The 24,375-nt window shown below is 73.3% G+C and carries 18 protein-coding genes; 16 read left to right on the forward strand and 2 right to left on the reverse strand.

The genetic code is table 11. From position 1 onward, the window contains the following. The first annotated feature begins 46 nt into the window (after nucleotides 1–46). Nucleotides 47–862, forward strand: a complete 816-nt coding sequence (locus tag ACLZOT_RS21625; RefSeq protein WP_416970628.1) for an oxidoreductase — start codon at nucleotides 47–49, stop codon at nucleotides 860–862. 358 nt (nucleotides 863–1,220) lie between these two features. Here the strand turns inward: ACLZOT_RS21625 and ACLZOT_RS21630 are convergent, their stop codons facing one another. Then, nucleotides 1,221–2,048: an HAD family hydrolase gene (locus ACLZOT_RS21630; RefSeq protein WP_416970629.1), complete on the reverse strand. Its 828-nt coding sequence runs from the start codon at nucleotides 2,046–2,048 to the stop codon at nucleotides 1,221–1,223. 650 nt (nucleotides 2,049–2,698) lie between these two features. Here ACLZOT_RS21630 and ssd point away from each other — a divergent pair. The 7 genes from ssd to ACLZOT_RS21665 all read left to right on the forward strand — a co-directional run bounded on the left by ssd (nucleotide 2,699) and on the right by ACLZOT_RS21665 (nucleotide 8,131). After that, nucleotides 2,699–3,829 carry a septum site-determining protein Ssd gene (gene ssd, locus ACLZOT_RS21635; RefSeq protein WP_416970630.1) on the forward strand — a complete coding sequence of 377 codons (1,131 nt, stop codon included), beginning with the start codon at nucleotides 2,699–2,701 and terminating at the stop codon, nucleotides 3,827–3,829. A gap of 61 nt (nucleotides 3,830–3,890) precedes the next feature. Beyond that, nucleotides 3,891–5,042, forward strand: coding sequence for a TadA family conjugal transfer-associated ATPase (locus ACLZOT_RS21640; protein ID WP_416970631.1), 1,152 nt, complete (start codon nucleotides 3,891–3,893; stop codon nucleotides 5,040–5,042). Further along, a complete protein-coding gene (locus ACLZOT_RS21645; RefSeq protein ID WP_416970632.1) occupies nucleotides 5,039–5,899 on the forward strand; it encodes a type II secretion system F family protein in 861 nt (286 codons plus the stop codon). Before ACLZOT_RS21640 ends, ACLZOT_RS21645 begins: the two co-directional genes overlap by 4 nt. Before the next feature lie 302 nt (nucleotides 5,900–6,201). Continuing rightward, the gene (locus tag ACLZOT_RS21650; RefSeq protein WP_416970633.1) at nucleotides 6,202–6,990 is read left to right on the forward strand and encodes a type II secretion system F family protein; all 789 of its coding nucleotides are present in this window, start codon (nucleotides 6,202–6,204) and stop codon (nucleotides 6,988–6,990) included. Nucleotides 6,991–7,222: 232 nt separating this feature from the next. Further along, the gene (locus ACLZOT_RS21655; protein WP_416970665.1) at nucleotides 7,223–7,438 is read left to right on the forward strand and encodes a DUF4244 domain-containing protein; all 216 of its coding nucleotides are present in this window, start codon (nucleotides 7,223–7,225) and stop codon (nucleotides 7,436–7,438) included. After that, nucleotides 7,425–7,775: a TadE family type IV pilus minor pilin gene (locus tag ACLZOT_RS21660; RefSeq protein WP_416970634.1), complete on the forward strand. Its 351-nt coding sequence runs from the start codon at nucleotides 7,425–7,427 to the stop codon at nucleotides 7,773–7,775. Before ACLZOT_RS21655 ends, ACLZOT_RS21660 begins: the two co-directional genes overlap by 14 nt. Next, on the forward strand, nucleotides 7,772–8,131 hold the full coding sequence (locus tag ACLZOT_RS21665) for an Rv3654c family TadE-like protein (RefSeq protein ID WP_416970635.1): 360 nt from the start codon (nucleotides 7,772–7,774) through the stop codon (nucleotides 8,129–8,131). The genes ACLZOT_RS21660 and ACLZOT_RS21665 overlap by 4 nt, the downstream gene beginning before the upstream one ends. Nucleotides 8,132–8,510: 379 nt before the next feature. Here ACLZOT_RS21665 and ACLZOT_RS21670 read toward each other — a convergent pair whose 3' ends face one another. Next, nucleotides 8,511–10,931 (reverse strand): DEAD/DEAH box helicase, encoded by a 2,421-nt coding sequence (locus ACLZOT_RS21670; protein WP_416970636.1) that lies wholly within the window; start codon nucleotides 10,929–10,931, stop codon nucleotides 8,511–8,513. A gap of 80 nt (nucleotides 10,932–11,011) precedes the next feature. On the opposite strand from ACLZOT_RS21670, the gene ACLZOT_RS21675 reads away from it, so the two are divergent. From ACLZOT_RS21675 to tmk, 8 genes are all read left to right on the forward strand, one after another. Beyond that, entirely contained in the window at nucleotides 11,012–11,353 is a 342-nt protein-coding gene (locus ACLZOT_RS21675) for an STAS domain-containing protein (protein ID WP_055721907.1), read from the forward strand. 108 nt (nucleotides 11,354–11,461) lie between these two features. After that, nucleotides 11,462–11,854, forward strand: coding sequence for an ATP-binding protein (locus tag ACLZOT_RS21680; RefSeq protein WP_416970637.1), 393 nt, complete (start codon nucleotides 11,462–11,464; stop codon nucleotides 11,852–11,854). A gap of 238 nt (nucleotides 11,855–12,092) precedes the next feature. Further along, the gene (locus ACLZOT_RS21685) at nucleotides 12,093–14,447 is read left to right on the forward strand and encodes a sodium-translocating pyrophosphatase (protein WP_416970638.1); all 2,355 of its coding nucleotides are present in this window, start codon (nucleotides 12,093–12,095) and stop codon (nucleotides 14,445–14,447) included. A gap of 238 nt (nucleotides 14,448–14,685) precedes the next feature. After that, nucleotides 14,686–15,363, forward strand: coding sequence for a small secreted protein (locus ACLZOT_RS21690; protein ID WP_416970639.1), 678 nt, complete (start codon nucleotides 14,686–14,688; stop codon nucleotides 15,361–15,363). Between the two features lie 184 nt (nucleotides 15,364–15,547). Then, nucleotides 15,548–17,068: a methyltransferase gene (locus ACLZOT_RS21695; RefSeq protein WP_416970640.1), complete on the forward strand. Its 1,521-nt coding sequence runs from the start codon at nucleotides 15,548–15,550 to the stop codon at nucleotides 17,066–17,068. A 368-nt stretch (nucleotides 17,069–17,436) separates the two neighbouring features. Continuing rightward, nucleotides 17,437–17,634, forward strand: a complete 198-nt coding sequence (locus tag ACLZOT_RS21700) for a hypothetical protein (protein ID WP_416970641.1) — start codon at nucleotides 17,437–17,439, stop codon at nucleotides 17,632–17,634. Between the two features lie 301 nt (nucleotides 17,635–17,935). Then, nucleotides 17,936–20,755 (forward strand): type I DNA topoisomerase, encoded by a 2,820-nt coding sequence (topA, locus tag ACLZOT_RS21705; RefSeq protein ID WP_416970642.1) that lies wholly within the window; start codon nucleotides 17,936–17,938, stop codon nucleotides 20,753–20,755. Between the two features lie 164 nt (nucleotides 20,756–20,919). After that, on the forward strand, nucleotides 20,920–24,291 hold the full coding sequence (gene tmk / locus ACLZOT_RS21710) for a dTMP kinase (RefSeq protein WP_416970643.1): 3,372 nt from the start codon (nucleotides 20,920–20,922) through the stop codon (nucleotides 24,289–24,291). Nucleotides 24,292–24,375 lie beyond the last annotated feature (84 nt).

The following is a 24,375-nucleotide window of genomic DNA, read 5'->3' on the forward strand; positions in this document are numbered from 1 at the left end:
CCACTCCTTCGAGGGGTGCGGGCCCGGGGTGGCTACTGTCGTACCCATGAGTACGACCGCCGATCCTCTTGTGGCCCTGGGCGAGCTGCCCTCCGTGGCCGAGTCCGTGGAGTCCGTGCGCAAGGCCGTGGACCGGGTCTACGGCCACCGCGTCATGCGCCGCCGCTCCACCGCCGTCACCTCCGAGGCCGCCCTGCGCGGCGCGCGCGGGTCGGCCGCGCTGGCCGGGGCGGACTGGGCGCTCGAAGAGGTGCGCCGACGCTCCGACTTCGGCGCGGACGACGAGGCGCGCGTGGTGGGCGCGGCCCTCCGGCTGAGCGCCGAGGCGGGTCAACTGCTGTCCGTGTGGCGGCAGTCGCCGCTGCGCGTGCTCGCGCGCCTGCACCTGGTCGCGGCGGCCGAGCAGAGCGGCGCGACCGGGCGGCCCCGGCAGGACGGCGAACCCGTCGACGAACCCCTCGTCGAACTCCCCCTGCCCAGCGCCGCCGAGGTCTCCGCGCGCCTGGAGGGGCTCTCCGGCCTGATCGTCGCGGGCAGCGCCGCGCCCGCGCTGGTGAGCGCCGCCGTCGTGCACGGCGAACTCCTCGCGCTCAGGCCGTTCACCTCCCACAACGGGCTCGTCGCGCGGGCCGCCGCGCGCATCGTCCTGATCGGCAGCGGCCTCGACCCGAAGTCGATCTGCCCCGCCGAGGTGGGCCACGCCGAACAGGGGCGGGCGGCCTATCTGGCGGCCCTGGAGGGGTACGTCTCCGGGACGCCCGAGGGGGTCGGGGCGTGGATCACACACTGCGGGCGGGCGGTGGAGCTGGGGGCGCGGGAGTCGACGGCTGTGTGCGAGGCGCTTCAGCGCGGGGCGGCGTGAGGCACGCGCGCGCGTGTCGCGTGCGTGTCGCGTGCGGGCAGAAAAGTGCGGCGGTACGAGATCCGTACCGCCGCTGGCATGTTCGCCGGGTTACCAAGCGTCCTCGAAAAGTTGCCCATCAGGTCGGGAACTTCGCCCGTCACCTGGTGCGGCTGGCCCGTAATCGACGGGTCGACGTCGCGTGGGTGCCCTGTTCACATGCTCGGTCCGTGGGGCCATATGCGTCAGTCAGGTGATCCTCTCGGATGTCCTTCGGTCTCGCGGGCCGTGTCTTCCTTTGTACTCCCGGACCCGGGAGAGCGAAAGTCCTGACCGGAGTTCTTTACTTTTCATGCCGAACGGGTGTCATTCGGGCAGGTCAGGTCAGTGAGGGTCGCTTCCGGCTGACGTACCAGACGAGCCCGGCGGTCGCCGCCGCCGCGCCCACGGCCGCCGCCGCGACCAGCGCGGGACGGGGAGCGAACGACGGGATGCGCTGCTTGAGCCGTACCGGGCGGTGGAAGTCGAGAATCGGCCACCCGCGCGCGAGCGCCTCGCGGCGCAGGGCGCGGTCCGGGTTCACCGCGTGGGGGTGGCCGACCGCCTCCAGCATCGGCAGGTCCGTCGCCGAGTCGCTGTACGCGTAGCAGCGCTCCAGGTCGTAGCCCTCGGACTCGGCCAGCTCCCTGATCGCCTCCGCCTTCGTCGGGCCGTAGGCGTAGTACTCGACCTCGCCGGTGTAGCAGCCGTCGTCGCCGACCACCATCCGGGTCGCCACCACCCGGTCCGCGCCGAGGAGTTCGCCGATCGGCTCGACGACCTCGGAGCCCGAGGTGGAGACGATGACGACGTCCCGGCCGGCCGTGTGGTGCTCCTCGATGAGGGAGGCGGCCTCGTCGTAGATGATCGGGTCGATCAGGTCGTGCAGGGTCTCGGCGACGATCTCCTTCACCTGCTCGACGTTCCACCCGCGCACCAGCGCGGAGAGGTACTCGCGGGTGCGTTCCATCTGCTCGTGGTCCATACCGCCCACGAGGAAGACGAACTGGGCATATGCGGTGCGCAAGGCTGCCCTGCGGTTGATCAGACCGCCTTGGTAGAAGGACTTGCCGAAGGTGAGAGTGCTCGACTTGGCAATGACCGTCTTGTCCAGGTCGAAGAAGGCCGCCGTCCGGGGCGAGGAGTGGTTTTCCACATCGTCGAGCATAGGTGCAGCCCATTCGGCGTAAGGTGGGGCGTGTGGGTTTGCCTGAGAGGGCTCTCGGGTACACCATGGAAGTCACGGATCGTTCGCGACCGTGCTAACCCGGCCCGACTCCTCCCCCCCCGAGTAGGGCCGTGGAGACGACCCCCACTCTCCCCCCCGGTGGGGGTCGTCGCATGTCCGGGCGGGTTTTTCCCCTCTTCCCGCGGCGATCACGCCGTACGAGGCGGCTGCGGCCGCCTCTTTCGCATGCCCGGTGAGCGTCACTCAACGTAGTCGTGATGATGCTCTGCGGAGATCGCCGAGGTGGGGCGGGGGAGTTCGAGGGGGTGGGGGTGGGGTGTTTGTCGACACGTCGTCGGGATTTTCGGCGGGGGAAGTCGGCCGGAAGTCGGAGTGGAAGTGGGGCGGAAGTGGGGCCGGAAGTCAGCGGAAGTCGGGGGGCTCACCGGTTCGGGTGACGGAGATATCCACAGGCGGCCGTCCATCCACAGTTTTCGACCAAGATCCACACGATTTCCGGGGCCGCCGCATCGTGATTCCACCGCGTCAGGTCGGGCCGAGTTCCGGACCCGTTCCGCTTTTCGGACGCGGGGTGGCCGGTTTCCGTCCGGCCGCCGATGCCGGTCGATTGCGAGAAGGGGGAGGAAACCGTGTCCGGATCCACCACACACGAACCGCCGTCCACAGCTCCAGGACGGCCCGGCAGGCCGCTCATCGTCACCGAGGACGTGTGCCTGCTCGACGACCTGCTGCGGCTGTGCGCCGCCGCCGGCGCGACACCCGAGGTGCACCCCGCGCTGCCGCAGCGCCGCGGGGTCTGGGAGTCGGCGCCGCTGATCCTCGTCGGCGACGACGCCGCCCGCCGCGTACGGCGCTCCGCGCGCCGCAGGGGCGTCGTGCTCGTCGGGCGCGACCAGGACGACCCCGACGTGTGGCGGCTCGCCGTCGAGATCGGGGCCGACCACGTGCTCGTGCTGCCCGACGGCGAGCAGTGGCTCGTCGACCGGATCGCGGACGTCGCCGAGGGGGTCGGGCGGCCCGCCCTGACCGTCGGCGTCATCGGCGGGCGAGGCGGCGCCGGGGCCTCCACGCTCGCCTGCGCCCTCGCCGTGACGTCCGCACGGGAGGGGCTGCGCACGCTGCTCGTGGACGCCGATCCGCTCGGGGGCGGGCTCGACGTCCTGCTCGGCGGGGAGACCGCCGAAGGGCTGCGCTGGCCCGCCTTCGCCGCCTCCCGGGGGCGGGTCGGCGGGGGCGCGCTGGAGGAGTCGCTGCCCGAGCTGCACGCGCTGCGGGTGCTCAGCTGGGACCGCGGCGACTGCGTCGCGGTCCCGCCGCAGGCCGTCCGCGCGGTGCTCGCCGCCGCACGCCGGCGCGGCGGGACCGTCGTCGTCGACCTGCCCCGCCGCTTCGACGACGGCGTCGCGGAGGTGCTCGCCCAACTCGACCTCGGGCTCCTGGTCGTTCCCGCCGAACTGCGCGCCGTCGCCGCCGCCGGGCGGGTCGCCTCGGCCGTGGGGATGGTCCTGCGGGACCTGCGCGTCGCCGTTCGCGCGCCGTACGTGCCCGGTCTCGACGACCACGAGGTCTCGCGGCTGCTGAGGCTTCCGCTGGCCGGTGAAGTGCCGCTGGATCCGGCGCTGTTGAAGACGGACACCGGGCGCAGACCGCCGGGGGCGGCCGCCAGGGGGCCGCTGGGGCGGTTCTGCAAGGAGTTCTGGGAGCGGGCGTTGGTGGAGGGCGGCGGGGGCGAGCGGGGGGTTCAGGGAGCGGTGAGGTGAGGGCGGGGGTGTCGGGGCGGGTGTGTTCGGAGTCGTCAGGGTTCTTGGGAAGGGGACGTGCATGAGTGTCGAGTTGCTGGACGGGGTGCGGCAGTGGCTGGCCGCCAGCGGGGGTGAGCCGACGCCGGCCCGGGTGGCCCAGGCGTTGCGGGAGCAGGGGCGGGTGCTGGGGGACGCCGAGGTGCTCGGGGCGGCGCAGCGGCTGCGGTCCGAGCTGGTGGGGAGCGGGCCACTGGAGCCGCTGCTCGGGGACGGCTCGGTGACCGACGTGCTGGTGTCCGCCCACGACCGGGTCTGGGTGGACCGGGGCGGCGGGCTGGAACTGACCGGCGTCGCCTTCCCGGACGCCGCCGCCGTCCGCAGGCTCGCGCAGCGGCTCGCCGCGGTCGCCGGGCGACGGCTCGACGACGCCCGGCCCTGGGTGGACGCGCGGCTGCCGGACGGGACGAGGCTGCACGCGGTGCTGCCGCCCGTGGCCGTCGGGTGCACGTGCCTGTCGCTGCGGGTCGTACGGCCCCGCGCGTTCACGCTGGACGAGCTGGTGGCCGCCGGGACCGTGCCGCCGGGCGGGGACCGGGTGCTGCGGGCCCTGGTGCGGGCGCGGCTGTCGTTCCTGGTCAGCGGGGGGACGGGGACCGGGAAGACGACGCTGCTGAGCGCGTTGCTGGGGCTGGTCGGACCGGGCGAGCGGATCGTGCTCGCGGAGGACTCCGCCGAGCTGAGGCCCGATCACCCGCACGTCGTCCGGCTGGAGAGCAGGCCCGCCAACCAGGAGGGCGCCGGGCTGGTCACGCTGGAGAACCTCGTACGGCAGGCGCTGCGGATGCGGCCCGACCGGCTGGTCGTGGGGGAGGTGCGCGGGCCCGAGGTCCTGGATCTGCTGGCGGCTCTGAACACCGGCCACGAGGGCGGCTGCGGGACGGTCCACGCCAACGCCGCGTCCGGCGTGCCCGCCCGGCTCGAAGCGCTCGGCACCGCCGCCGGGCTCGACCGGGCCGCGCTGCACAGCCAGTTGGCGGCGGCCCTCTCCGTCGTCCTGCACCTCGTGCGCGACGGGAGCGGGCGGCGCAGGATCGCCGAGGTGCACGTCCTGGAGCGGGACCCCGCGGGGCTTGTACGGACCGTGCCGGCGCTGCGGTGGGGCGCCGAGGCGTTCGTCCGGGAGACCGGGTGGGGGCGGCTGCGGGAGCTGCTGGGAGGTGAGGGCGCGTGACGTCGGCGTACGAACTCTCTCTCGGGGCGGCCGTCGCGTGTGCCGGGGTCGTGTTCTGGACGGTCGGGGAGCGGCGGCAGGGGGTCCGGCGAGCGCGGCTGCTGCTCGCCGGGGGCGGGGTCGTCGTGGACGGGGGGTGGGACGCGGGCCGGGAGTGGCGGCGGCTGCGGGAGCGGTGGCGGGCCGAGTGGTGGGCGCCGGTCGCCGGGGTCGTCATCGGGGTGCTCGGGGCGTCCCTGCTGCCGGTGCTCGCCGGGGCCGCCGCGGTGCCGCTCGTCCGCAGGGTGCGCAGGGCCGCCGAGGCCCGCCGGGAGCGGGAGGTCCGGGTCGACGCCGTGATCGGGCTGTGCGCGGCCCTCGCCGGGGAGGTGCGGGCGGGGCGGCAGCCCGGGGAGGCGCTGTCGCTGGCCGCGCGGGAGTCCGCCGGGCTCGACGAGGCGCGGGCGGGGGTGCTGGCGGCGGCCCGGTTCGGCGGGGACGTTCCGGCGGCCCTCTCGGTGGCCGCGCGGCAGCCCGGCGCGGAAGGGCTGCTGGGACTCGCCGCGTGCTGGCGGGTCGCCGTCGACCAGGGGGCCGGGCTCGCCGCCGGGCTCGACCGGGTGGAGGAGGCGTTGCGCGCGGAGCGGGACCAACGGGCGGATCTGCGGGCGCAGTTGGCCGGGCCTCGGGCGACCGCGGTGATGCTGGCGGGGTTGCCGGTGGTCGGGTTGGGGCTGGGGGCGGCGGTCGGGGCGGATCCGTTGGGGGTGTTGCTGCACTCCGGGGTGGGGGTGGGGTGCCTGGTGGTGGGCGGGGTGCTGGAGGGGGTGGGGGTCTGGTGGGTGGCTCGGATCGTTCGGGGGGCGGAGGTGGTGTGAGGGGCCGGGCGGGGGCTTCGGGGGTGGGGCGGGTGGTCGGGGTTCGGGAGGCCGAGGTCAGGAGGCGGAGGTCAGGAGGCGGAGTGGTTCGGGAGGCCGGGGTCAGGAGGTGGGTCGGTTCGGGGGTCAGGGTTCGCGGTTCGGGAGGTGGATCTGTGCGGGTGTCGGTTCGGAGTTCGGGAGGTGAGGGCTGTGCGGTCTGCGGGTGAAGTCGGTGTTCCAGGGCTTCGGCGAGGTTCGGGGCGTTCGGGGAGCGAGGCGGTCGTGGCGGGTTTCGGGCTGGTCGGAGAGGTGGTGGCGGAGTGAGTCAGGAAGTTGTCCACAGGCTGGGGGTGGCCGTGGGGGTGCTCGTGGCGCTGGCGTGGGGGCTGCGGGGTGTGGAGAAGGCCCGGCGGGAGCGCAGGGTGCGCAGGCGGCTGGCGGAGCTGATGGCGCTGCGGATGGTGGCCGAGGCGAGTGTGCCGAGGGTGCGGGTGGGGGAGTCGGTGCGGCGGTGGGGGCTTGAGGTGGGGGTCGTCGGGGCCTCCTGGGTGCTGGTCGGCGGGGGGATCGGTGTGGTGCTCGGGGTCGTGGGGGCCGTCTGCGTGTGGCGGTGGCGGCGCGGCCGGGAGCGCGGTGCCGAGGACGGCGGGGAGGCGGTCGACGCGGTCGCCGCCGCCCGGCAGGTGCCGTTGGCCGCGGATCTGCTGGCCGCGTGCGTCGCCGCCGGGGCCGGGCCCGTCGTCGCGGCGCAGGCCGTGGGTGAGGCGCTCGGCGGGCCCGTGGGGGAAGGGCTCGCGCGAGGGGCCGCCGAGGTGCGGCTCGGGGGTGAACCCGGGGACGCCTGGGGGAGGCTGGCGCGGGTGCCGGGGGCGGGCGGGCTGGCCCGGCTGCTGGAGCGGGCCGACGTGTCCGGGCTGCCCACGGCGGTGCCCGTGGCACGGCTCGCGGCGGACGCCCGGGCGGAACGGCTGCGCACGGCCACGGCTCGGGCCCGGCGGGCCGGGGTGCTGGTCACGGCCCCGGTCGGGCTGTGCTTTCTGCCCGCGTTCGTGGTGATGGGGGTGGTGCCGGTGATGGTCGGGCTCGCGGGAGGGGTGGTGGGCGGGTGAGGGGCGGGATCGGGGGAAGGGCGGCGGTGCGTGATGGCCGGGCTTGCGGCACGGATGACAGCCGGACTCCGGGAGGGCGGCGGCTGACGGTCGGGCCTCCGGCAGAGGCAGTGGCTGATGGTCCGGCTCGTGAGATCGGTGACGGGCGGGTGATGGCGGTGGCGTGAGCGCGGTGCGGTCGATCGGTCGAGAGGTGTGTGAAGCGATGAGAGACGGACATGTGGAGGTCGGTATGTACCAGGTGGTGCGGGCGCGGATGCGGATGTGGGTCTGTCGGGTGCGGGCGAGGAGGGTCGGGCGGGATGCCGGTATGGCCACCTCGGAGTACGCGGTCGGGATCTTGGTCGCCGTCGCGTTCTCGATGGCGTTCTACAAGGTGGTGACCAGTTCCGCGGTGTCCGCGAAGCTGGCGGCGATCGTGACGAGGGCGCTCAGTGCGACGGTGTGAGCGGGACCGGGGGTCGGTGACGGCCGAGGCGGCGGTGGTGCTGCCGGTGCTGGTCGCCTTCGCGATGGCGTTGGTCTGGGGGCTGCTCGCGGTCGTCGTACAGATCCGCTGCGTCGACGCGGCGAGCGCCGGTGCGCGGGCCGCCGCGCGGGAGGAGACCGAGGAGGCGGTCGTCCGGGTCGTCCGGGCGACCGCCCCTCGGGGCGCGCGGGTGTCCGTCGGGCGGGACGGGGACCGGGTGCGGGTGGTGGTGGCCGCCAAGCCGGCCGGGTTCGGGGCGTTGCCGTTCGAGGTGCGGGAAGAGGCTGTCGCGGTGGCCGAGGGGGTGGGCCGGTGAGGGGGCGGGCCCGGGACCGGGGGTCCGCGAGTGTGTGGGGCGTCGCGGCGGTCGCCGTGCTGTGCGTGGTGTTCGGGGCGGTGCTCGCGCTGGGACAGGCTGTCGTCGTACGGCACCGGGTGGCCGGCGGGGCGGACCTCGCGGCGCTGGCGGCGGCGGGGAGGGCGCTGGAGGGGACGGGGGCGGCCTGTGAGCGGGCGCGGGGGGTGGCTCGGGCTCAGGGCGGGCGGGTGGTGCGGTGTTCGGTGGCCGGGACGGTGGTGGATCTGACGGTGGCGGCGGGGGCGGGGCCGTTCGAGGCGGAGGTGCGGGCTCGGGCGGGGGTCGTGGAGGAGGGGGGTGAGGTCGGTGGGTGAGCGCGGGTTCGCCGTGGCTTGTCGTGCCCGCGGGGCGGAGTTGCGGGTCGGCACAGCTCGTGACCCTGACGCCGGGTCGCTTCTCGGGGTGTTCGTGCGCTGGGGGAGTGGGCTGTCTGCCGGGTACGGGTTCGGCAGGGTTGTTCGCGCCCGTGCGGTGGAGCCGCGGACCGACACAGCCCCGGGCCCCTGGGAGCCGGCCGCTTCCCACGTCGCCCGCCTCGCCTGGACGGCGCGTAGGCGCACTCCACGCCCCCTGAACCACCCCACGCCCCCGAACCACTCCGCGAGCCCCCGTCTCACCCCTTCACGCCCCCGCCTCCCCGCACACCCGGCCGCCCCGCTCCCTTCACGCCCTCACGCCCCCGCACGGCCCCCTTCACGCCCCCCGCAGCAACTCCCCCAGCAGCCGTATCGCCCCCCGCTTGTGCAGCGGCTCGTTCCCGTTGCCGCACTTGGGGGACTGGATGCAGGACGGGCATCCGGCGTCGCAGGGGCAGGACTTGATGGCGTCCAGGGTGGCCGTGAGCCAGGTCCGCGCCGTGTGGAAGGCGCGTTCCGAGAAGCCGGCGCCGCCGGGGTGGCCGTCGTAGACGAAGACCGTCGGCAGCAGGGTGTCGGGGTGCAGGGGGATGGAGACGCCGCCGATGTCCCAGCGGTCGCAGGTCGCGAAGAGGGGGAGCATGCCGATGGAGGCGTGTTCGGCGGCGTGGAGGGCGCCGCCGAGGATCTCCGGGGGGATGTTCGCGCGGTCGAGCTGGTCCTCCGTCACGGTCCACCAGACCGCGCGGGTACGGAGTTTGCGCGGCGGGAGGTCCAGTTTCGTCTCGCCCAGGACCTCGCCCGTCAGGACCCGGCGACGCAGGAACGACACCACCTGGTTGGTCACTTCGACGGACCCGTAGTGCAACTTCCCCTCGCCCCAGGGGATCTCGGTGTCGACGGACAGCACCGCGACGGCCGTCGTGTCGCGGGCGACCGTCGAGTACGGCGGGTCGGCCTCCTCGACCAGCGCCGTGGAGTCGTCGAGATCCAGCGCGCGCACGAGATAGGTGCGCCCCTGATGCAGGTGCACCGCCCCTTCGTGGACCGAGGTGTGCGCGGACCCGGCGTCGACGGTGCCGAGGAGCCGCCCCGTACCCGCCTCGACGATCTGCACCGGCGTACCCCCCTCCCCCCGGATGTCGGCGAGGTCGGCGGCCCGTTCCCGGCGTGTCCAGTGCCACGCCTTGGTGCGCCGGCGCAGCAGCCGGGCCGCCTCCAGCTGGGGGAGGAGGTCCTTGACCGAGGGGCCGAACAGCTCGAAGTCCTCCTCGGTGAGCGGGAGTTCGGAGGCGGCGGCGCACAAATGGGGTGCCAGGACGTACGGGTTGTCGGGGTCGAGGACCGTCGACTCGACGGGCTGGTCGAAGAGCGCCTCGGGATGGTGGACGAGGAACGTGTCCAGCGGATCGTCGCGCGCGACGAGGACCGCGAGCGCCCCCTCACCGCCCCGCCCCGCGCGCCCCGCCTGCTGCCACAGGGACGCGCGCGTGCCGGGGTACCCGGCGATGAGGACCGCGTCGAGCCCGGAGACGTCCACGCCCAGCTCCAGGGCGGTCGTCGCGGCCAGGCCCAGCAACTCGCCGGAGTGCAGCGCCTGTTCCAGCGCCCGGCGTTCCTCGGGCAGGTAACCGCCCCGGTACGCGGCCACCCGCCGCGCGAGCGACCGGTCGACCTCCGCGAGCCGCTCCTGCGCGATGACGGAGATCAGCTCGGCGCCGCGCCGGGAGCGCACGAAGGCGACCGTACGCGCCCCCTGCACCGCGAGGTCGGTCAGCAGGTCGGCGGTCTCGGCGATCGCCGTACGCCGCACCGGGGCGCCCTTCTCGCCGTGCAGTTCGGTCAGCGGCGGCTCCCACAGGGCGAAGACCAGCTCGCCGCGCGGGGAGGCGTCGTCGGCGACCTCGACGACCGGCAGGCCCGTCAGACGGGAGGCGGCGACGGCGGGCTCGGCGGCGGTCGCGGAGGCCAGCAGGAACACCGGGGAGGAGCCGTAGCGCGCGCACAGCCGCCGCAGCCGGCGCAGGACTTGGGCGACGTGGGAGCCGAACACGCCCCGGTAGGTGTGACATTCGTCCACCACGACGTACTTCAGCGACTTCAGGAACGAGGACCAGCGGGGGTGGGAGGGCAGGATGCCGCGGTGCAGCATGTCGGGGTTGGTGAGGACGTACGTGCCGTACTGGCGGACCCACTCCCGCTCCTCGACCGGGGTGTCGCCGTCGTACACGGCAGGACGCACCGCCGTGCCGAGAGGTTGTGAAAGTTCCTTCACCGATCGGAGCTGATCCGCCGCCAGGGCCTTCGTCGGGGCGAGGTAGAGGGCCGTCGCGCCACGGCCGTTGGGCGCCTCCGAGCCGTCCAGGAGGGCCGACAGGACGGGTACGAGATAAGCCAGCGACTTGCCCGAGGCGGTGCCCGTGGAGACCACCACCGAGTCGCCGTCCAGGGCGTGTTCGGCGGCCAGCGCCTGGTGCGCCCAGGGGTGCTCGATGCCGTACTCCCGTACGGCCGCGATCACTTCCGCGCGGATCCGGTGCGGCCAGACGGCATGACGTCCCGCACGCGGGGGCAAGTGCTCCGTATGGGTGATGCGCGAGGCGCGGTCGGACCCGGCGGCGAGGCTGCGCAGCAGCGCCTGCGGCGGGGTCCGATCGGATCGGTGATTCTTGGCCATCGGCACCGAGTGTGTCACCGGCGTGACGGACAATGGAGCGAAGGCGTCGTGCACGCCTGCCGGTAAGTGATTGAATGCCATCGCGGCTGGCGAACCGTCCAGGGACGCCTGACTGGGTGTCCCGAGGGGCGACCGCTCGATAGCAAGGTGCTGGAGGATCCGTGGACCTGTCCCTGTCGACCGAGACCATCGGCGATCGCACGATCGTCAAGGTCGGTGGCGAAATCGACGTATATACCGCGCCCAAGCTGCGCGAGCAGCTGGTCGAGCTGGTGAACGACGGGAATTTCCACCTCGTCGTGGACATGGAGGGCGTGGACTTCCTCGACTCCACCGGGCTCGGCGTGCTGGTCGGCGGCCTCAAGCGTGTGCGTGCCCACGAGGGCTCGCTGCGCCTGGTCTGCAACCAGGAGCGCATTCTGAAGATCTTCCGGATCACGGGGCTCACCAAGGTGTTCCCGATCCACACCTCGGTCGCGGAAGCCGTCGAGGCCACCGACTGACCTCCGCCCACCAGCGGTACGACAAACTGAACAACCGGGGGGACCGGGCCGCCGTACACCGGCGGTCCGGCCTTCTCACAAGCACGCCCGTAGTTCCGAGGGGGACGCATGGCCACCGTTGAACTCCGCTTCAGCGCGCTGCCCGAGCACGTCAGGACCGCCCGACTGGTGGCGGCAGCGGTGGCGCGCAGGGCCGGAGTGGACGAGGCCGTACTCGACGAGGTCCGGCTCGCCGTCGGCGAGGCATGCACGCGCGCGGTGGGGCTCCACCAGAGTGCGGGGCTCACCGCGCCCGTGAAGGTCTCGCTGATCGAGGAGGAGAAGCAGTTCTCCATCGAGGTCGGCGACGAGGCGCCGGTCGCCGCCCCCGGTGACGGGGCGTCGGGCGGCGCGGAGACCGAGGAGGACGACATGGGCCTCGCGGTCATCAGCGGGCTCGTCGACGACGTCCAGGTCACACCCGGGCTGATCCGGATGACCTGGCCGACGACACCGGCGTAATACAGCGGCAGTACCGAAGGGCCCCCTGAGTGGGGCCCTTCGGCATGTGCGGGATACGCCGAATGTGCGGGCCCGCCGATTAACACTTACAGTGGATTCGTCAAAAAAATCATAATGCCTCCGCCACATTACTTGACGCGACGGCGAATTCTGCATGCCGCGCACTGTATTGATCGGGTTCCGGTACCTACAATCCGTCCACATCTCAGGAGCTCAGCCCAAACGTCAAGGAGGACGAATGGCGGAGCTGACCGACGGAAATCGTGTCCTGGTGGTGGTGATCGCCGTCGTGGCGCTCGCCGCCCTGGTGGTCGCGGGTGTGCTGCTGCGCCAGGTACTGGCGGCGGGCGAGGGCACCGACAGCATGAAGAAGATCGCGGCGGCGGTCCAGGAAGGCGCGAACGCGTATCTCGCCAGGCAGTTGCGCACGCTCGGCGTATTCGCGGTGATCGTGTTCTTCCTGTTGATGTTGCTGCCTGCCGACGACTGGAATCAACGGGCCGGAAGGTCGGCTTTCTTTCTGATCGGCGCGGGGTTCTCCGCGGCCACCGGCTATATCGGCATGTGGCTCGCGGTGCGCAGCAATGTCCGGGTCGCGGCGGCGGCCAGAGAAGCCACTCCGGCCGAGGGGGAGCCGGAAAAGGATCTCACCGCCGTCGCGCACAAAGCGATGAAGATCGCCTTCCGTACCGGCGGCGTGGTCGGCATGTTCACGGTCGGCCTCGGCCTGTTCGGCGCCTCCTGCGTCGTCCTCGTCTACGCGGCCGACGCCCCCAAGGTCCTGGAGGGCTTCGGCCTCGGCGCCGCCCTCATCGCCATGTTCATGAGGGTCGGCGGCGGCATCTTCACCAAGGCCGCCGACGTCGGCGCCGACCTGGTCGGCAAGGTCGAGAAGGGCATCCCGGAGGACGACCCCCGCAACGCCGCGACCATCGCCGACAACGTGGGCGACAACGTCGGCGACTGCGCGGGCATGGCCGCCGACCTCTTCGAGTCGTACGCCGTGACCCTGGTCGCCGCGCTGATCCTCGGCAAGGCCGCGTTCGGCGACGCGGGGCTCGCCTTCCCGCTGCTCGTGCCGGCGATCGGTGTGATCACCGCCATGATCGGCATCTTCGCGGTGGCCCCCCGCCGCACCGACCGCAGCGGCATGAGCGCCATCAACCGGGGCTTCTTCGTCTCGGCCGTGATCTCCCTCGCGCTCGTTGCTGTCGCCGTCTTCGTCTACCTGCCGGGTTCCTACGGCGACCTGGACGGCGTCACCGACACCGCGATCAGCGGCCGGGACGGCGACCCGCGGATCCTCGCGCTGGTCGCCGTGGCCATCGGGATCGTGCTGGCCGCGCTCATCCAGCAGCTCACCGGCTACTTCACGGAGACCACCCGGCGCCCGGTCAAGGACATCGGCAAGACGTCCCTCACGGGCCCCGCGACGGTCGTCCTGGCCGGGATCTCCATCGGCCTCGAATCGGCCGTCTACACCGCCCTCCTGATCGGCCTGGGCGTCTACGGCGCGTTCCTGCTCGGCGGTACGTCGATCATGCTCGCCCTGTTCGCGGTCGCGCTGGCCGGGACGGGGCTGCTGACGACCGTCGGCGTCATCGTCGCCATGGACACCTTCGGGCCCGTCTCCGACAACGCGCAGGGCATCGCGGAGATGTCCGGCGACGTCGAGGGCGCGGGCGCGCAGGTGCTCACCAACCTCGACGCCGTCGGCAACACCACCAAGGCCATCACCAAGGGCATCGCCATCGCCACCGCCGTACTCGCCGCCTCGGCGCTCTTCGGGTCGTACCGGGACGCCATCACCACGGGCGCGCGGGACGTCGGGGAGCAGATCGGCGGGGAAGGGGCGCCGATGAGCCTGATGATGGACATCTCGCAGCCCAACAACCTCGTCGGGCTGATCGCGGGCGCGGCCGTCGTGTTCCTGTTCTCCGGACTGGCCATCAACGCCGTGTCCCGGTCGGCGGGTTCGGTCGTCTTCGAGGTGCGGCGGCAGTTCCGGGAGAAGCCCGGGATCATGGACTACACGGAGAAACCCGAGTACGGCCGGGTCGTCGACATCTGTACGAAGGACGCGCTCAGGGAGTTGACGACGCCGGGTCTGCTCGCCGTCATGGCGCCCATCTTCGTCGGGTTCACGCTCGGCGTCGGCGCGCTCGGCGCGTACCTCGCGGGGGCCATCGGCACCGGCACGCTGATGGCCGTCTTCCTCGCGAACTCCGGGGGCGCCTGGGACAACGCCAAGAAGCTCGTCGAGGACGGCCACCACGGCGGCAAGGGCAGCGAGGCGCACGCCGCGACCGTCATCGGCGACACCGTCGGCGACCCCTTCAAGGACACCGCCGGGCCCGCCATCAACCCGCTGCTGAAGGTCATGAACCTCGTCTCCCTGCTCATCGCTCCGGCCGTGATCAAGTTCTCGTACGGCGCGGACAAGAGTGTCGGGATACGGGTGCTGATCGCGCTGCTGTCCCTCGCGGTGATCGTGGGCGCGGTGTACGTGTCCAAGCGGCGGGGGATCGCGGTGGGGGACGAGGAGGGGGCCGGGGAAACCGCCGGCACGCACTCCAGGGCGGCTGTTTCGTAAGTTCTGTACAGAACGTTGTCCCTATAGGTGCGGGCGGTTCGCGCGTAGTGACGTGCGGGCCGCCCGTCGGCGTGCGTGAGGGAGGCCGTTTTCGCCGTGAGGCTTCTCTCTCTTGAGAGAGCTTGAGGGAGCCGGACAAACCTTCTGATAGCTCCCTATAGAGGCCGTTCCCCCTGAGGGGGTCTCCGGGGCGGCGTGTATGTTTCCGTGGCCGAGAGCCATGGAAGGGACCGATCCGGTGAACAAGAAGCTCGCGGCCGCACTGTCCGGCGGTGCGGTCCTGATACTGACGCTGTCGGGTTGCAGCAGTGAGAAGAACGAGGTGAACAAGGACCTCGTCGCCTGGGCCGGGAAGCTCTGCTCCGACATCCCCGCGCTCAAGGCCAAGATCGACACGGCCAGCGCCTCCATCCAGAAGGTCTCCAGCAACGGCCTCCCCCCGAAGGAGGTCCAGCAGACGCTGTCCCAGGCGTTCCAGGCGCAGGCCGACGGCTACAAGGGCCTCGCCGACGCGATCAGCTCCGCCGGGGCGCCTCCCGGGGTCGAGGGCGGCGCGACGAAGCAGCAGAACGCCGTCACGGCGCTCACCTCGCTGTCCACGTCCTACGCCGGCCTGAAGACCAAGACGGACGCCCTCGACATCAAGAGCGAGGCCAAGTTCTCCGTCGGGCTCGAAGCGGTGGCCTCCGACCTGAAGACGCTCAAGACCAGCGACACGGCGCTGACGGACCTGGAGACCGGGGACGTGAAGCGGGCCATGGTCGAACAGGACACCTGCAAGCAGACGGCCGTCCCGTCCGCGCCGGCCGAGCCCTCGGCGGCACCCTCGGCACCGGCGGCCTCGCCGTCGGCGTCCGCGGCGTTCTCGGGTTCGGCCAAGGGGTCGTCCACGCCGTCGGCTTCCACCGCGGGCTGAGGGGCGGGGTCTCCTCCGGCGGGCGCGTGACCGGTTTCGCCCCGGCGCACGTGCTGGGGCAGCGGGTGACTCCGGCAGCGCCGCCCAGGCGCCCGCGCGCGTACGGAGGGCCGGTAGCCGTCCCCGCGCGCGTACAGTCGCCCGCGAGCCGCTCCCGCGCGTGCGTACGGGAGACAATGTGCGGGTGAGTGAAGCCACCCTCTCCCCGCTGCCCTCGTCCGACCACGCCGATGTGACCGTCCGGCTGCGGGAGGCGCTGCTCGCGGCCTCCTTCACCGCCGACGGGCTCCTCGATCTGCTCGGCGCCCCCGCGTACACGGCGCTGGCCCGCAGCGAGACGGTGCCCGCGCTGCGCGCGACACGCGGCGACACGCCGCTGGAGGCGCTCGTACGGCTCTTCCTGCTGCAACGGACCGTGCCGCACGCGCGCGTGGCCGGCGTGCTGCCCGTGGACGCGTGCGTCGAGAGCGGGTGGCTGACCCGGGACGGCGACGCGGTCGCGGCGACCGTCGACGTACGGCCCTACGGCGGGCCCGACGGCGAGGACTGGTTCGTCGTGTCCGACCTCGGGTGCGCGGTCGGCGGGGCGGGCGGCATCGGGAAGCGGGACGAGGCTGTCGTGCTCGGCGTCGGCGGCGCCTCCACGACGCTCGCCGGGATCACCGTCCGTACGCCCGTGGGGGCCGCCCTCGACCTCGGGACCGGCTCCGGCATCCAGGCGCTGCACGCCGCCCGGCACGCCACGCGCGTGACGGCCACCGACCTCAACCCGCGCGCGCTGCACATCACCGCCCTCACCCTCGCCCTGTCCGGCGTCCCGGCGGCCGACCTGCGCACGGGCTCGCTGTACGAGCCGCTGCGCGACGACGAGTCGTACGACCTGATCGTCTCCAACCCGCCCTTCGTGATCTCGCCGGGTGCCCGGCTGACGTACCGGGACGGCGGCATGGGCGGCGACGAGCTGTGCCGCGCGCTCGTGCAGGGCGCCGGGGAGCGGCTGAACGAGGGCGGGTACGCGCAGTTCCTCGCCAACTGGCAGCACGTCGAGGGCGAGGACTGGCAGGACCGCCTGCGCTCGTGGATCCCGCGCGGGTGCGACGCGTGGGTCGTCCAGCGGGAGGTCCAGGACGTCACCCAGTACGCCGAACTGTGGCTGCGCGACGCCGGGGACCACCGGGACGACCCGGCCGCCTACGAGGCGCGCTACGACGCCTGGCTCGACGAGTTCGAGGCGCGCAAGGTGAAGGCCGTCGGGTTCGGGTGGATCACCCTGCGCAAGGCGTCCGCCGCCGAGCCGTCCGTCACCGTCGAGGAGTGGCCGCACTCCGTCGAGCAGCCCCTCGGGGACGCGATCCGCGCCCACTTCGACCGCGTCGACTACCTGCGCGACCACGACGACGCCGCCCTCCTGACCGCGCGCTTCCAGCTCGCCCCCGAGGTCGTCCAGGAACAGGTCGGGCTGCCCGGCGCCGAGGACCCCGAGCACGTCGTCCTGCGCCAGCACCGCGGCATGCGGCGGGCCACCAAGGTCGACACCGTCGGCGCCGGGTTCGCGGGCGTGTGCGACGGCTCCCTGAGCGCCGGGGTGATCCTCGACGCGATCGCCCAGCTCGTCGGCGAGGACCCGGTCGTCCTGCGCGACCGCACGCCCGCGCAGATCCGGGTACTGGTGGAACAGGGGTTCCTGGTGCCGGTCACCGCGTGATCGTCCGGCCGGGGGCAGTCGGGAGAAGCCTTCGGCCATGTCTGTCGTACGGGTCACGCTTCGGCCCCCCTCCCCGGTCGCTGTGTCCGACGGCCTGTCTCCATCGAAGCACGTGGCACTGACAGAGCCCGGGCGGCCGGTTTCGAGCCGTTCGGGCGTGGCTGGTGCGGGGGTGTTCCGGTGGGGAGGCCGACCCGCGCGTGGGGGGTGTGTGCCCGGCGTGCGCGTCGGTGCGCCGGGTTTTCGTCCGGGATCCGAGGGAGCGTCGGGGCGGTGTTCACCTCGGGTTCGCCGGGGTGCCGTCCGGGCGTGGCAGGGTCCGCCGCAGCCGTACGCGCGTGCGGCGCGACAAGGGGGCGTGGACGGACATGGAGAGTGGGCCGGCGATCTTCGCGGGGGCGGTGTTCGCCCTGTTCGGGGGCGCGCTGCTGGTGTGGACGACCGTACGCGCGCGCCAGCGCCAGCCGGTCGCCCAGGGGGTCGGGCAAGGGGTCGCGGTGACGTTCGCGACGGCCGCCGCCGTGGCCTCGCTGGCCGTCGCGGCGTGGTGCCTCACGCGGGTCTGAGCGCGGCCACGGCAGACGCCGGGCAGACACGGCACCGCGCGCGGGAGCGCCGTACGGGCGGCCGGGACGGTGGGACACCGGCCGCGGGGCAGGGGTGGGGCGCCGGCCGTCGCAAAAGCGTCGGTCGGTACTCCGGGCGGCAGGAATGGCGGTAGTCGGGTTACCGTTCGAGTGGCCGTTGCGGGCTTTTCCCGTTTGACACGGGGGCGGGATGTACCGTCACACTCCGCAGCGTCACCATGACCGTGCCCCGGGAGGAAGCCTGGGGAGGCCCCAGCGTCGACCGGAGAGAAGAGCGAAGTTGTCCCCGACAAGCGAGACCGCGAAGGGCGGTCGGCGACTCGTCATCGTCGAGTCGCCCGCCAAGGCGAAGACGATCAAGGGCTATCTCGGCCCCGGCTACATCGTCGAGGCCAGCGTCGGGCACATCCGTGACCTCCCGAGCGGTGCCGCCGAGGTACCCGAGAAGTACACCGGCGAGGTGCGCCGCCTCGGGGTGGACGTCGAGCACGACTTCCAGCCGATCTATGTGATCAACGCCGACAAGCGCGCGCAGGTGAAGAAGCTCAAGGACCTCCTCAAGGAGTCCGACGAACTCTTCCTCGCCACCGATGAGGACCGCGAGGGCGAGGCCATCGCGTGGCACCTCCAGCAGGTCCTCAAGCCGACGATCCCGGTCAAGCGGATGGTCTTCCACGAGATCACCAAGGACGCGATCCGGGCCGCCGTCGCCAACCCGCGCCAGCTCAACCAGAAGCTCGTCGACGCCCAGGAGACCCGCCGCATCCTCGACCGCCTCTACGGCTACGAGGTCTCGCCGGTCCTGTGGAAGAAGGTCATGCCGAAGCTGTCGGCGGGCCGTGTCCAGTCGGTCGCGACACGACTCGTCGTCGAGCGGGAACGCGAGCGGATCGCTTTTCGTTCTGCTGAGTACTGGGACCTGACGGGGACCTTCGCGACCGGCCGCGCGGGGGACTCCTCGGACCCGTCGTCGCTGGTCGCCCGCCTCCAGACCGTCGACGGCAGGCGGGTCGCGCAGGGCCGCGACTTCGACTCCCTGGGACAACTCAAGAGCGAGCAGATCCTCCACCTCGACGAGGCGAACGCCCGCGCCCTGGCCGCCGCCCTGGAGCAGACCCGGTTCGCCGTCCGCTCGGTCGAGTCGAAGCCGTACCGCCGCTCGCCGTACGCCCCCTTCCGTACGACGACCCTCCAGCAGGAGGCCAGCCGCAAGCTCGGCTTCGGCGCGAAGGCGACCATGCAGGTGGCCCAGAAGCTGTACGAGAACGGCTTCATCACCTACATGCGTACGGACTCCACGACCCTCAGCGACACCGCTGTGAACGCCGCCCGCGCGCAGGTCACCCAGCTGTACGGCGCCGACTACCTCCCCTCCGCCCCGCGCACGTACGCCGGCAAGGTCAAGAACGCGCAGGAGGCGCACGAGGCGATCCGCCCCTCGGGTGATCGTTTCCGCACCCCCGCGGAGACGGGCCTGACCGGCGACCAGTTCCGCCTCTACGAGCTGATCTGGAAGCGCACGGTCGCCTCCCAGATGAAGGACGCCACCGGCAACAGCGTCACCGTCAAGATCGGCGGCACCGCCGCCGACGGCCGGGACGTCGAGTTCACCGCCTCCGGCAAGACGATCACCTTCCACGGCTTCCTGAAGGCGTACGTCGAGGGCGCGGACGACCCGAACGCCGAGCTGGACGACCGCGAGCGGCGCCTCCCGCAGGTCACCGAGGGCGACCCGCTGACCGCCGAGGAGATCACGGTCGACGGGCACGCGACGAAGCCCCCGGCGCGCTACACGGAGGCGTCCCTCGTCAAGGAGCTCGAAGAGCGCGAGATCGGCCGCCCCTCGACGTACGCGTCGATCATCGGCACCATCCTCGACCGCGGCTACGTCTTCAAGAAGGGCACCGCGCTCGTCCCGTCGTTCCTGTCCTTCGCCGTCGTCAACCTCCTGGAGAAGCACTTCGGGCGGCTCGTCGACTACGACTTCACCGCCCGGATGGAGGACGACCTCGACCGGATCGCGCGCGGCGAGGCGCAGTCCGTGCCGTGGCTGAAGCGGTTCTACTTCGGCGAGGGCACCGGCGACGCGGGCGGCGCCGCCGACGCCGGCAACGGCGACGGGGACCACCTCGGCGGGCTCAAGGAGCTGGTGACCGACCTCGGCGCGATCGACGCCCGCGAGGTGTCGTCGTTCCCCGTCGGCAGCGGCATCGTCCTGCGGGTCGGCCGGTACGGGCCGTACATCGAGCGCGGGGAGAAGGACGCCGAGGGCCACCAGCGCGCCGACATCCCCGAGGACCTCGCGCCCGACGAGCTGTCCGTCGAGATGGCCGAGGAACTCCTCGCGAAGCCCTCCGGCGACTTCGAGCTCGGCACGGACCCGGTCTCCGGGCACCAGATCATCGCGCGGGACGGCCGGTACGGTCCGTACGTCACCGAGGTGCTGCCCGAGGGGACGCCGAAGACGGGCAAGAACGCGGTGAAGCCGCGCACCGCCTCGCTCTTCAAGTCGATGTCCCTCGACACGGTCACCCTGGACGACGCCCTGAAGCTGATGTCCCTCCCGCGCGTGGTGGGCGCCGACGCGGAGGGCGTCGAGATCACCGCGCAGAACGGGCGCTACGGGCCGTACCTCAAGAAGGGCACCGACTCGCGGTCCCTCCAGACCGAGGACCAGCTCTTCACGATCACCCTCGCCGAGGCGCTGGAGATCTACTCCCAGCCCAAGCAGCGCGGGCGCGCGGCCGCCAAGCCGCCGCTGAAGGAGCTGGGCGCCGACCCCGTCAGCGGCAAGCCCGTCGTCGTCAAGGACGGCCGCTTCGGGCCGTACGTCACCGACGGCGAGACCAACGCGACGCTCCGCTCCGGTGACAGCGTCGAGGAGATCACGCCCGAGCGCGGGTACGAACTCCTCGCCGAGAAGCGGGCGAAGGGGCCGGCCAAGAAGACCGCCAAGAAGGCGCCCGCGAAGAAGGCACCGGCCAAGAAGGCCGCCGCCACCAAGACGGCCGCCGCGAAGAAGACGGCCGCCAAGAAGACGACCACCGCGAAGAAGACGACCGCGGCGGCCAGGAAGAGCGCGGCGTCCGCGGAGGACTGAGCGCGAGGACACAGGCCCCGTACCGCGTGGTGCGGGGCCTTCGCCGTTCCCGGGTGCGGGGGAGTGGTGGGGACCGGGTGCGGGTCCGGTGGGCGCACCCGCGGGCGGCCGGCGAGAACGGTCGTATGGGGTGGTGTGTCAGTGGGGGCGGATAGGCTGAAAGCATGACGCGAGCCGAGCAGCCGACGGGCCTTCACCCGGCAGAGAATGACGCCCTGGTGGTGGACTCACGCGAGCGCGCCGTGCGGGCGTTGCTCAGGCAGCCGCAGCTGCGGCGCTTGTGGAGTGCCCAGCTGGTGGGCGGGACCGGAGACGCCCTCGCCGTCCTGGTGCTGGTCTTCCTCACGCTCCAGGCCGCCGTCGCGCAGGAGTCGCTGGGCGGCGGATACCGCGGCATGGCGCTCGCCGTGGCGCTCGTCCTCGGCGTGCGGGCCGTGGCGACCGTGCTGTTCGGGGCGGTCCTGCTGGGGCCGCTGACGTCCCTGACCTCGCCCGACGGCCCGCTGGACCGCCGCTGGACGATGGCCGGCGCGGACGGCGTGCGCGCGGTGCTGCTGATCGTCGCGCCCCTGTGGATCGACTGGACGCCTGGCAACGCCCTGGTGCTGCTGCTGGCGACGGTCTTCGTGACCGGCATCGCCGAGCGGCTGTGGACGATCGCGCGCGAGGGCGCCGCGCCCGCGCTGCTGCCGGCGCCGCCCCCGGAGGGCGCGACGGTACGGCCGCTGCCGGACCACATGGACGCCCTGCGCCGCCTGTCCCTGCGTACGAGCTTCGCGGCGATCCCGCTCGGCGGCGCCGTCCTGATCACGGCCGGCCTGGTGAACGTCCTGCTGGGCGCCGGCGTCGCCTGGTTCGACCAGCATCAGGCGGCCCTCGCGTCGTACGTCGCGGCGGGTCTGTTCGCCGCGTCCCTGTCGGTCGTCTCCGCGCTGGAACTGCCCAAGGTGCGCACCCCGCGCGCGCGGTCCCCGCTGGAGGGCCTGCGCCGCCCGCGCGCGGCGAGCGGCTCCGAGACCGGCCGCACCGGCGCGATCCCGCTCCTGGTGACGGCCTGCGGCGCCGTCGCGGGCGCGATCGCCGCCGCCGTATCGGTCTCCGTCCTCCAGGCCGTCGACCTGGGCGGCGGCCCGATCTCCTACGGCCTGCTCGTCCTCGGCCTGACCGGCGGAGTCGTCGTCGGCATCCGCAGCGCGGGCCGGATCCTGCCCGCGCTCTCGCGCCGCCGCCTGCTGGCGCTGGCGATCGCGGTCACCGGCGTGTCGCTGCTGGCCGCCGGGCTCGTCCCGGACAACGCAACGGTCCTGCTGCTCGCCGCCCTCGCGGGCGTGGGCGCGGGCGTCGCCGCGAACACCGGGCACGCGCTGCTCGACCAGGAGACCGAGGACAGCCGCCGCGCGCGGGTCACCGAACACCTCCACGCGGTCGTACGGGTCTTCGTCGGGTTCGCCGCGCTGATCGCGCCCCTCGTGGCCGCGCTGATCGGCCCGCACCGCCTGGAAAGCGGCCGGTTCGTCTTCGCGCACGGCGGCGCCGCGTTCACGCTGATGCTGGTCGGCGCGCTGCTGCTGCCGGTCGCCGCGCTGGTCCTCGCCAAGGTCGACGACCGCTCCGGCGTCCCCCTGCGCCAGGACCTGCGCGACGCCCTGCTCGGCGGCTCCGAGCCCGCGACCGCGCCCGCCGCGACCGGCTTCTTCATCGCCCTGGAGGGCGGCGACGGCGCCGGCAAGTCCACCCAGGCCGAGGCGCTCGCCGAGTGGATAAGGGCCAAGGGACACGAGGTCGTCCTCACCCGCGAGCCCGGCGCGACGCCGGTCGGCAAGCGGCTGCGCTCGATCCTCCTCGACGTCTCCTCGGCGGGCCTCTCGCACCGCGCGGAGGCGCTGCTGTACGCCGCCGACCGCGCCGAGCACGTCGACACCGTCGTACGGCCCGCCCTGGAGCGCGGCGCCGTCGTCATCACCGACCGGTACATCGACTCCTCGGTCGCCTACCAGGGCGCCGGGCGCGACCTCTCGCCCGTCGAGATCGCGCGCATCTCGCGCTGGGCGACCGACGGACTCGTCCCGCATCTGACCGTCCTGCTCGACGTCTCGCCGGAGACCGCCCGCGAGCGGTTCACCGAGGCGCCCGACCGGCTGGAGTCGGAGCCCGCCGAGTTCCACGCGCGCGTGCGGGCCGGTTTCCTCACGCTCGCCGCCGCCGACCCCGGGCGCTACCTCGTCGTCGACGCAGGCCAGGAACCCGAGTCCGTGACCACCGTCGTCCGCGCGCGGCTCGACCAGCTGCTGCCCTTGTCCGAGGCCGAGATCGAGGCCCAGGAGGAGGCGCGCAGGAAGGCCGAGGAGGAGGCCCGGCGCAAGGCCGAGGAAGAGGCCGCCCGCAAGGCCGAGGAAGAGCGCCTGGAGCGCGAGCGGCAGGAGCAGCTCGCCAAGCTGCGTGCCGAGGAGGAGGAGCGCAAGCGGCGCGAGCTGGAGGAGGCGCAGCGGCGCGAGGCCGAACGGCAGGCCGAGGAGGCGCGCGTGCGCGCGGAGGAAGCGCGCAAGCGGGCCGAGGAGGAGCGGGTCCGCCTCCTCGCGGAGGAGAAGGCGCGCGCCGAGGAAGAGGCACGGCGGGCTGCCGAGGCGGAGCGACGCCGTCAGCAGGCCGAGGAGGAGGCGCGGCTGCGGGCCGAGGCCGAGGCGCGGCGGGTCGAGAAGCAGCGGCGGGCCGAAGAGGCGCTGCTGCGGGCCGAGGAGGCCCGGCGGGCTGCCGAGGAAGCGGCGGCTGCGGCTGCTGCGGGGCCCCGGACGCCTGCGCACGGGACGCCGGTCGCCGGGGGCACGGGCGGTGGGTGGCCCTCGGGGCCTGTCGGGGGTGAGCCCGGGACCGGTGCCGGTGCGGTGAGCTGGCCTGCCGCGCGCGGGGGCGCGGGGGCCGAGGGGGCTTCCGAGGGGCGCGATGTGCGGACCGAGTCCGGGGAGTCGGCGGCCTGGCCGGTGGCTCGGGGTGGGGCTGCCGGGGCTGGTGCCGGCTCGGGGTCCGGTTCGCGTTCCGGCTCCGGCTCTGGCTCCGGCGTCGGCAAGAAGGGGGGCTGGCCCGCCGCTTCGGAGGCGGTCACCGTGCCCACGCCCGCCGTGACGCCGGAGGAGGCCGCGCGCGGGCGGGACGTCGAGGAGACCGCCGTACTGCCGCCCGTGCGGCTGGTGAAGGACGAGGCGCCGGGGGCCGGTGAGGTGACGGCCGAGCTGCCCCAGCCGTCCGCTTCCGCGCGGCCGTCCTGGGCTGTCGACGCCGACGCGGAGGAGACGGCCGTGCTGCCGCCGGTTCCGGAGGCTTCGGCGGGGGAACGGCCCGCGGACCGGGTGCCGCCGGGGTTCTTCCGGGACGAGCGCGAGGACCGTACGCGGGAGCTGCCCCAGGTCGACGAGAGCGGGGCACCGCGCAGGCGGCCCCGGTCGGACTGGGCCGAGGAGACACCGTTGGACGATCTGCCGTCACTGGCCGACGAGTTGCTCGGTTCCCGGCGGGACGACGAGGACGGGCGCCGGAGGTAGGCGGAGCGCGTTACGGGGTGCCGCGTCTGTCGTACGGCGGATGCGGCACCTTCGTCGTTTCCCGCGCCCGCGCGGTGGTGGCCG

Origin of the sequence: Streptomyces sp. 4F14 (assembly GCF_048159485.1) — a bacterium.
Classification (GTDB): domain Bacteria; phylum Actinomycetota; class Actinomycetes; order Streptomycetales; family Streptomycetaceae; genus Streptomyces.